At 61.7% G+C, this 9,344-nt stretch carries 5 protein-coding genes and 1 tRNA gene; 5 read left to right on the top strand and 1 reads right to left on the bottom strand.

Going from position 1 to position 9,344, the window contains the following annotated elements:
- Positions 1–176 precede the first annotated feature (176 nt).
- Positions 177–264: transfer RNA gene (locus VEK15_26945), tRNA-Leu, on the bottom strand.
- Between the two features lie 55 nt (positions 265–319).
- On the opposite strand from VEK15_26945, the gene rnr reads away from it, so the two are divergent.
- The 5 genes from rnr to VEK15_26920 all read left to right on the top strand — a co-directional run.
- Positions 320–2,545, top strand: a complete 2,226-nt coding sequence (rnr, locus tag VEK15_26940) for a ribonuclease R (protein ID HXV64365.1) — start codon at positions 320–322, stop codon at positions 2,543–2,545.
- Between the two features lie 63 nt (positions 2,546–2,608).
- On the top strand, positions 2,609–3,313 hold the full coding sequence (locus VEK15_26935; GenBank protein HXV64364.1) for a response regulator transcription factor: 705 nt from the start codon (positions 2,609–2,611) through the stop codon (positions 3,311–3,313).
- On the top strand, positions 3,303–5,096 hold the full coding sequence (locus tag VEK15_26930) for an ATP-binding protein (GenBank protein HXV64363.1): 1,794 nt from the start codon (positions 3,303–3,305) through the stop codon (positions 5,094–5,096). The genes VEK15_26935 and VEK15_26930 overlap by 11 nt, the downstream gene beginning before the upstream one ends.
- A 162-nt stretch (positions 5,097–5,258) precedes the next feature.
- Positions 5,259–8,000, top strand: coding sequence for a TonB-dependent receptor (locus VEK15_26925; GenBank protein ID HXV64362.1), 2,742 nt, complete (start codon positions 5,259–5,261; stop codon positions 7,998–8,000).
- Positions 8,001–8,114: 114 nt separating this feature from the next.
- The coding region (locus VEK15_26920) for a hypothetical protein (GenBank protein HXV64361.1) at positions 8,115–9,344 on the top strand (1,230 nt) is incomplete at its 3' end.

Here is a 9,344-nt window from a genome sequence, read left to right as displayed (position 1 = left end):
TTTCCGACCCGACCTTGCGGGATTCAGAACTTATTCCCGCCTCTCGACGGCTCGGTCAAACACTCTGCTGTCGGTGGTCTTCTCGTCCATGGGCGCGGCGGCGATGTGACCAAATTGTGACCGTTCGCCCCTACCCGATCTCGTAAACCGCTGAAAGAAAAAACGAACGCGGTTTATGGTGCCGAAGCGGGGATTTGAACCCCGACCCTCGCAAGGAGGACTGCGCCCTGAACGCAGCGCGTCTGCCAGTTCCGCCACTTCGGCACGAACGGTGGGCATTTGATGATAGGTTCGTCGCGCCGTATTGTCAAAGACTGGATTGACTCGATCTCCCCTCATGTTGTCGTCGGAAGCGATCGCGGAGCGCATCAAAGCGCGCTTGGTGCGGCTCGGTCGGCCCACGACGGAGAAGGACCTCCTGAAACAGCTCCGGCTCAAGGGTGAATCGCGCCGTAGGGCCAAAGACGTATTGGCCGACATGCTGCGTCGGGGGGTGCTGGTGAGCACTCGAACGGACCGTATCGGGCTTCCCGAGCGGATGGACCTCGTGCGGGGGCGGCTCGATATGAAACGGGGTGGCTTCGGCTTCGTTGTGCCATCGGATAAAGGGCGCACCGACGTGTATGTCGCGACGCACGATCTGGCGGACGCGCTTCACGGCGACCAGGTGCTCGTTCACATCGACCGGCGGGGGGAAGGTGGGCGGCCCGAAGGGCACATCGTGAAAGTGGTCGAGCGCCGGACGACGCGCATCGTGGGCCGGCTTTCGGTCGACGCGGGCGGAACGCGGCTCGTTCCGTTCGATCCGCACGTTTTCTACGAAGTCTTCATTCCGGACAAGGATCTGATGGGAGCGCAGCCCGGCGACATGATTGCGGTCGAGCTGACACGTTTTCCGACGCCTTATCGCGCTCCGACGGGGCGCATCGTGGAGGTCATGGGAAGCGTCGACGAGCCGGGGGTCGACGTGCAGGTCGTTATTGCCGCGCACGGCCTGCGAGATGCTTTCCCCGAGGATGTGCTCGCGGAATCCGAGGCGATCGCGACCGACGTCGAAGAGACGGCAACCGAACGACGAGAAGATTTCCGCGATCGTCCGATCGTAACGATCGACGGAGAGACGGCTCGAGATTTCGACGACGCCGTCGAGGTGGAGGTTCTCCCAAACGGCAACTTCCGCCTCGGCGTTCACATCGCCGACGTTTCCCATTACGTGCGCCAGGGGTCTCATCTCGATGCCGAAGCGCTCCTTCGAGGGACGTCGGTCTACTTTCCTGACCGCGCGATCCCGATGTTCCCCGAGCGTTTGTCGAACGGAATCTGCAGCTTGAATCCCGGTGTCGATCGGCTGGTGCAGAGTGTTTTCGTGGAAGTAACGCCAGCCGGGCGAATCGTGTCCCGCCGTTTCGCCGACGGCGTCATCCGCAGCGCCGCCCGAATGACGTACACGAAAGTCCGTCAGATTCTCGTCGATCGTGACCCCGAGGTCATGGGCGAGCACGAGAGGCTCGTGCCTCATTTCGAGCGCATGGCCGCGCTGTACAAGGTTTTGCGGACACGGCGCGCGGCGCGGGGGTCCATCGATTTCGATCGGCCGGAAGCCGAGATCGAGCTCGATGAGTCGGGAAGAGTCGTGGAAATCCGGGTTGCCGAGCGCAATGTCGCCCATCGGATCATCGAAGAGTTCATGCTGCTCGCGAACGAGGTTGTTGCGACGTTTCTCGAGGAGCAGAGCACTCCCGCGCTCTATCGCGTCCACGATCCTCCCGACGAGGACCGTGTCGAAAAGTTCGAAGAGTTCATCATGGGACTCGGCCACCGTCTGCGGGCGCCGTCCGAGTCGCTCCATCCCCGGGCCTTTCAGAGGCTCCTATCGAGAATCGAGGGCAAGCCCGAAGAGCGACTCATCTCCTACGTCATGCTCCGGGCGATGAAGCAAGCGGTCTATTCGGAAGAAAACCGAGGCCACTATGCTCTCGCGGCATCTCGCTACACTCATTTCACGTCGCCGATTCGGCGTTATCCAGACCTCGTGGTCCATCGGATCCTTCGGGAGCTCCGGGAAAAGGGGCCGCCCGAACAATCGGGTTTGGAAGAGAGGGCAAGGTGGCTGCGCGACGTAGCCGAATCGACGTCCATCTCCGAAAGGAGGGCCGACGAGGCCGAGAGGGAGCTCGAAGATTGGAAGAAAGTCCGCTTCATGGTGGACAAAGTGGGCGACCTGTATCCGGGCGTCGTCACCGGAGTGACGCGGTTCGGGCTCTACGTCGAGCTCGTGGATTACTTCATCGAGGGACTGGTGCACATGAGCACGCTCGTCGACGACTACTACCACTATCACGAGGATACCCATACGCTTCGGGGCGATTCGAGGGGGCGCGTGTTTCGACTCGGCGACCGGGTAGACGTCAAGGTGGCCCGCGTCGACCTGAATCATCGCCAGATCGATTTTGCCATCGAGGGTATCGAGCCGACTCCAAAGAAGCGAGCGCCGAAGCGCTCGAGGCCGAGCAAGGGAGGAGGGCATCGCAAAAATCGTCGATGATTTCCGCTTGCGTCCGGCGTCGTTTTGTCGCTATGGTTCGATCATCGACACGGAACAACAAGAATGAAACGGATTCTGGTCATCGAAGACGACCCGGATATCGTCGAGCTCCTTCGCTACAACCTCGAGAAAGAGGATTTCGAGGTTTCCTCCGCCGGTGATGGCAAGTCGGGTCTCGAGCTCCTCCGCCAGGGGAACGCCGACCTGCTCATACTCGACCTCATGTTGCCCCAGCTCTCGGGGCTCGAGGTTTGCAAGGAAATTCGAAAAGACGACAGGCTAGATACCCTTCCCGTGATCGTGCTCACGGCGCGCGGCGAGGAGACCGACCGCATCCTGGGTCTCGAGCTCGGGGCGGATGACTACGTTACGAAGCCTTTTAGCGTGCGGGAAATGGTCGCTCGCGTGAAGGCACTTCTCCGGCGAGCCGAGCGTGAGAAAGACAAAGACGAAACGAAGGACGTGCTTTCGATCGGGCCGCTCACGATCGACCCGAGCTCCTATCGCGTTCAGCGCGGCGGCGAGGCCATCCAGCTCACCGCTCTCGAGTTTCGCCTGCTTCACTATCTCGCGTCGCGGCCCAACCGCGTTTTGACTCGCGACCACCTCCTCGATGCCGTTTGGGGGAGCGAGCGTTTCGTCACGCCCCGAAGCGTCGACGTCTACATTCGCCGTTTGCGGGAGAAGATCGAAGTGGACCCGGTCAAGCCCCAGTTTCTGAAAACCTTGCGCGGTGCGGGTTATTCTTTCGAAACCGGTGCGTCGTAAGCTCTTCTGGAAGCTCGGGCTCACTTTCCTCTCGCTCCTGCTCCTCGCTTTTTCGATCCTCTACTTCTACACCGGCCGTGTGGTCGAGGAGCACTTGCTTGGCTCCAGCATCGAGAAGCTCGAGTCCTTCGTGCGCCTCGCCGAGACCCGTCCTCCCGATATGGAGGACCCTCGAGCGCTGGCCGAATGGACGGAGTGGCTCTCCCTGGGTGGGGCCCGGGTCACCGTGATCGCGCGCGATGGAACCGTCCTCTCCGACTCCGACGAGGATTTTCACAAGATGGAGAACCACGCTGGCCGGCCGGAGATCGTCGAGGCGTTTCGCTCGGGGCGGGGGACGTCGAACCGTTACAGCAACACCGTTCGGCGGGACCTCGTCTATCTCGCGGTGCGCTACGAATGGGGTCGCGATCCTCCCGTCGTTCTCCGGATCGCGGAGTCGGTCTATCGCATCGAGGATGCCATCGCCGAGGTGCGCCGTCCGGTGGGGATGGTGTCCGTGGCCCTGCTGGTCGTGGTGGGGTTGGCGTCTCTGGTGTTCTCCCGTCTCCTCTCGGCGAGAGTGGCCCGGCTTCAAGAGCTCTCGAAGCGAGTCGCGGAAGGCGACTTCACTCCGGCGCCGCTGGACGGCGTCGGCGACGAATTGACCGAGCTCGCGGCCTCGATGAACGAGACCGCCATGCGTCTCGAAACTTCGATCCGATCGATGCGGGAGGAACGGAACCAGTCGGCCACGATTCTTTCCAGCATGTCCGAGGGCGTGGCCGTGGTCGGCCCCGACGAGCGCATCCTCTATCTCAACCGTGCGTTCCGGCGTTCGCTGGGGCTTCCGATCGACAGCTGGGAAGCGTACCGTGGCGTCGCGATCGCGGAAGCGATCAAGGAAACGGAGCTCACCGAGCTGGTTCGCAGAGCGATCGAACAGCACGAGCGTGCCGAGGCCTCGATCACGGTCGGTGGAACGATACCCCCGCGGCAGTTGCTGGCGCGCGCGGCTCCGGTTTCCGAAGGTCCACCCATAAGGAAAACTGGGGCGGTTCTCGTGCTTCTCGACGTCACCGAGATCCATCGTCTCGAACGGGTGCGTCGGGACTTCGTGGCCAACGTCTCACACGAGCTCAAGACCCCATTGACCGCCATTCAAGGGTTCGCGGAAACGCTTCTCGCCGGGGCGATGGAAGACCCTCAGCACAGTCGGAAGTTCCTCGAGATCGTTCGCGATCATGCCATTCGGATCGGTCGACTCACCGACGATCTGCTCAAGCTCTCCCATATCGAATCGGGCAAGATGGAGCCCCGGATCGAGTCCTTGGACATGGCGCGGCTGGTCGAGTCCCTCGTCGAGACGAGCCGCCTCAAGGCCCAGCCCAAGGGCATCGAGGTGCACGTGGATCTTCCGGGCGCGATGCCCCCCGTGAATGCCGATTCCGACTGGCTCTCCGAGGTGCTGCAAAACCTCCTCGACAACGCGATCCAGTACACGCCCCCGGGAGGCACGATTCGGGTAACCGCCTCCACCAGTGACGATTCCATCCGGATCTCTATCGCCGACAACGGCATCGGGATTCCACCGGAGAGCCGGCACCGGATCTTCGAGCGGTTCTACCGGGTCGACACCGCGCGGTCCCGAGCCGTCGGCGGGACGGGGCTGGGTCTGTCGATTGCGAAACACCTGATCGAATCGCTGGGGGGCCGCATCGAGCTCGAGAGCGAGCTCGGCGCCGGCTCGACCTTTACCATCGTCCTTCCCAAGCAGCCCCATCTGGTGCCGGCCGCCGGCTGAACCGTCGTCAGAGTCCCGTTTACACGAAATTAACTTGACGTTCATCTCTCATCAAAGGCCCTCCCGGATAGTTATCTGAGCTTGTTGGGGTCCGGCCGCTTGGTACGACCGAGTCGGCTTTAATGATCTGTGCGTATGAGCGCGGATGTGAGGTTCAACGTAATGCTTTCCAGGAAACTCGGTTTAATCTCGTTCTTCATTGTCTTGGGGGTGAACGCTTCCTTCGCCCAGGAGCGGGGCAAAGTCGTGGGCAGTGTCATCGATGAATTCAATGCCATGACCCTCCCGATGGCTCCCGTCGCGGTGGTCGACTCGGACACGGTGGTCTACACCGACCTCGACGGCAAATATACTCTCGAGCTCGACCCGGGGACGTATCAGCTCAAAGTCGCCTTCGCTGGCTATCAGGAGAAAACGGTTTCCGTCACGGTCGAGCGCGGCCGGACGATCACTGTGGACGTACCGGTGAGCATGGAGCGTTTCACCGAAGAGGTCACGGTAACGGCTGAGGCCGAAACTCCGCAGCTCTTCACCGCCGAAGCGCAGCTCATCGAGCGGAAGAAGGCCGTCGTCATCTCCGACAATCTCGCTGCCGAGGACATGAGAAAAAATGCCGACAGCAATGCGGCGTCGGCCATGCAGCGAGTAACGGGACTTACCGTCGTCGACGGCCAGTACGTCTTCGTCCGCGGATTGGGTGAGCGATACAGCAACACGCAGCTGAACGGCGCGACCCTTCCCACCACCGAGCCGGAGAAGAAAGTCGTTCCTCTCGATCTGTTCCCTTCGGGACTCATCCAGAGCGTGCAGGTCCAGAAGACCTACATGCCGGACAAGCCGGCGGACTTCACCGGGGGGCTCGTCGAGATCGAGCCGTTGAACTTTCCCGACAGCCAGGTCTTCGACTTCTCGTTGAGCTATGGCTTCAACGGCCGGACGACGTTCGAGAACCATCAGACCTACCCGGGCGGAAACACCGATTTCCTCGGCTTCGATGACGGTACGCGGGCCCTGCCGACCATCATCCCCACCGACGAGAAAGTCGTGCGATCGGGCGGGTTCACCGATACCGGCTTCACCCCGGACGAGCTCACGACGTTCGGACGATCCTTCGCCAACGTCTGGCAGCCGAGGTTGAGCTCGAGCGCAGCACCCAACCAGTCCTACAGCCTCGTGTGGGGGAACAGCACCGAGAAGCTCGGCGCCGTCTTCAGCTTCGCCTACAACTACAAGAACCAGAATCAGACCGAAGTCCAGAATTTCTACAAGGTGAGCGGCGAGGAAATCACCCTTCAGAACGACTATGACTTCGAGATTTCCTCCACCGACACCACGATGGGCATGGTGGGAAACCTCGCCTACAAGATCAACGGCAACAACCGGCTCGCGTTCGAGAACTTCTACACCAACAACTCGTCCAACGAGACCCGCGTCTTCCAGGGTTTCAACAAGGACATCAACACCGAGCTCCTGGACTCGCGGCTCTACTGGGTTCAGGAAAGCATCTACTCGGGAAAGGTCTCGGGAGAGCACTACCTGCCCGGGCTGTCCTCGAGCCGAATCGACTGGCGCACCACGTTCTCCCGGGCGGTGCGCGATGAGCCGGATCTCCGGGAGACGCTCTACGAGTACAACCCGAGCATCGATCAGTTCGTCCTCGCCGACGAGTCCCAGAGCGGGTTCCGGATGTTCAACGATCTGAACGACAACGTCACCGAGGTGGGAGCCGACTGGAGTACGTTCACGACGCAATGGAGCGGCCTGCCCATGATGATCAAGGTCGGCCCCTACGTGCAGTTCCGTGACCGAGACTTCTCCTCGCGCCGGTTCCGGTTCCGTCCGCTTCCAACTCGCATCGACATCTCGCAGCCTCCCGAAGTCCTGTTTGCCGAGGAGAACATCGGAACGGCCTTCGAGCTCCGCGAGGAGACGCGGGCAACCGATACCTACACCGCGGATCAGACGATCTCCGCCGGTTACGGGATGATCGATCTGCCGTTCACCGAGCGAGTTCGCTTCGTGGGCGGCGTGCGCGTCGAGCGCTCGGAGCAGAACGTGACCACGTTCGATCTCTTCGCCCTCGACCCTCAGACGATCGTCTCCAATCTGGACGACACCGACATTTTGCCGGGGTTGAACGTGATCTACTCGCTGACCGGCGAGCAGAACCTGCGCTTCGGGTTCAGCCGAACCGTCAATCGCCCTGAGTTCCGGGAGCTCGCGCCGTTCGAGTTCACCGATGTCGTCGGCGGCCGTGCCACCGTGGGAAACCCCGATCTCCAGAGGGCGCTCATCTCGAACTACGACGTGCGCTGGGAGTGGTTCCCGGGCGCGAGCGAGGTCATAGCCGCGAGCGTCTTCTACAAGGACTTCCAGAATCCCATCGAGCGGACCGTCCAGGCGACCGCCCAGCTCCGCACCTCCTACGCGAACGCCGAGGCGGCGAGAAACACCGGTTTCGAGCTCGAGGCACGAAAGCAGCTGACGCCCTTTGCCTTGCTCTCCGCCAACTACACCTACGTCGATTCGGATATCGACATCGGACGAGGAATGGGTGAGGTCCAGACCTCCACGAACCGTCCTCTGGCGGGGCAATCGGCGAACGTTTTCAACGTCGCAGTCGAGCTGCTCGTGCCCGGCGTGGATTTCTCGACCCGGATCCTCTACAACTACTTCGACGATCGCATCATCGACGTGGGCTCGCTCGGGCTTCCCGACATCCTCGAGGACGGACGCGGCTCGCTCGACGTGGTGGCCATCAAGCGGTTCGGCCCGACCCAGTTCCGCTTCATCTTCGACAACCTCACCGATGCGGACTACCGCTTCAGCCAGGGCGGCGAGCTACAGCGCCTGTTCAAGCTCGGGCGAACGTTTGCCGTCAGCTTCTCCTATTCGCTGTTCTGAGCCAGGAACAAATTAACCGCCTTTTTACACACGCGTAATCAGGAAATGACCTAACGGAGCTAAAAAGCTCGAAGCCCCGACAACTGCAATTGGACTAGGTACCTCGGAGGAACCATGCAAAAAATCAGGCAATTCACGAAGCGTGCGGGACTGCTTGCGGCCCTACTGGTGGCCGCAGGTACCTTGGCCCCGCAAGCTTTTACGCAGAGTAACGTCGTCCGCGTCTCGGGGACGATCTCCTCGGACACAACGTGGACGGCGAATAACGTCTACGTTCTCCAAGGTGCGGTTTTCGTAGATAATGCCGCGCTCCGGATCGAGGCGGGGACTCGCATCATCGGCGAGAGCGCTTCGAACGGTACGCTCGTCATCGCCCGTTCGGGTCAGATTTTTGCCGAGGGCCGGGCCGATGCCCCGATCGTGATGACGAGCGATCAGCCGGTGGGCTCGCGGGCGCGGGCGGACTGGGGCGGTCTCATCATCAACGGCGACGCCCCGCTCAACGTCCCGGGCGGAGAGGCCTTTGGTGAGGGAGACACGGGAGTTTACGGGGGCACGAATCCCGACGATTCGAGCGGCGTGCTTCGGTACGTGCGCGTCGAGTACGCGGGAACCGAGTTCAGCCCCGACAACGAGCTCAACGGGATCGCGTTTCAGGGCGTGGGTCGTGGAACCATCGTCGAGTTCGTTCAAGTTCATTTCAACAAGGACGATGGCCTCGAGTTCTTCGGCGGTACCGTCGACGTCAAGTACGCCGTGTGCACCGGAATCGGCGACGACAGCTTCGACTGGACCGAAGGCTGGCAGGGCCGCGGCCAGTTCTGGATCGGCCAGCAGTACGGTGACGATGCCGACCAGGGTATCGAGGCGGACAACAACGCGGAGAACAACGATCTCGAGCCCCGCGCCAATCCGAGGCTGTACAACCTCACCCTCATCGGCGATCCCGACTTCGACCTCGGTAGCGAGAGCGATATCGGCATTCTCCTTCGCGAGGGAACGGCGGCGACGATCAAGAACAGCATCGTCATGGGCTTCAAGGAGACCGGCCTCGACATCAACGATCCGGCCACCTTCACGGTTGCGGCCGATGGCGGCATCGTGCTCGAGAGCATGATCTTCTTCCGGAACAATCCAAACTTCTCCGAGGACGGTGACGACGACCCCGCGCCTCCGTTCACGACGCGCTCATTCGCCGAGCGCAGTCCCAACGTCGTGGTCATGGACCCGCTGCTCAGGGGTCCCTTCGATCAGGTCAGCCCGGACTACCGTCCGGCTCCCGATTCGCCCGCAACCGACGGAACCGTGCCATTCGTGCTGCCGCCGAACGACGGGTTCTTCGAG

Source organism: Vicinamibacteria bacterium (assembly GCA_035620555.1).
GTDB lineage: Bacteria > Acidobacteriota > Vicinamibacteria > Marinacidobacterales > SMYC01 > DASPGQ01.
The sequence above is the reverse complement of the archived record's forward strand: the minus strand, read 5'-3'. Positions and strand labels throughout refer to the sequence as shown.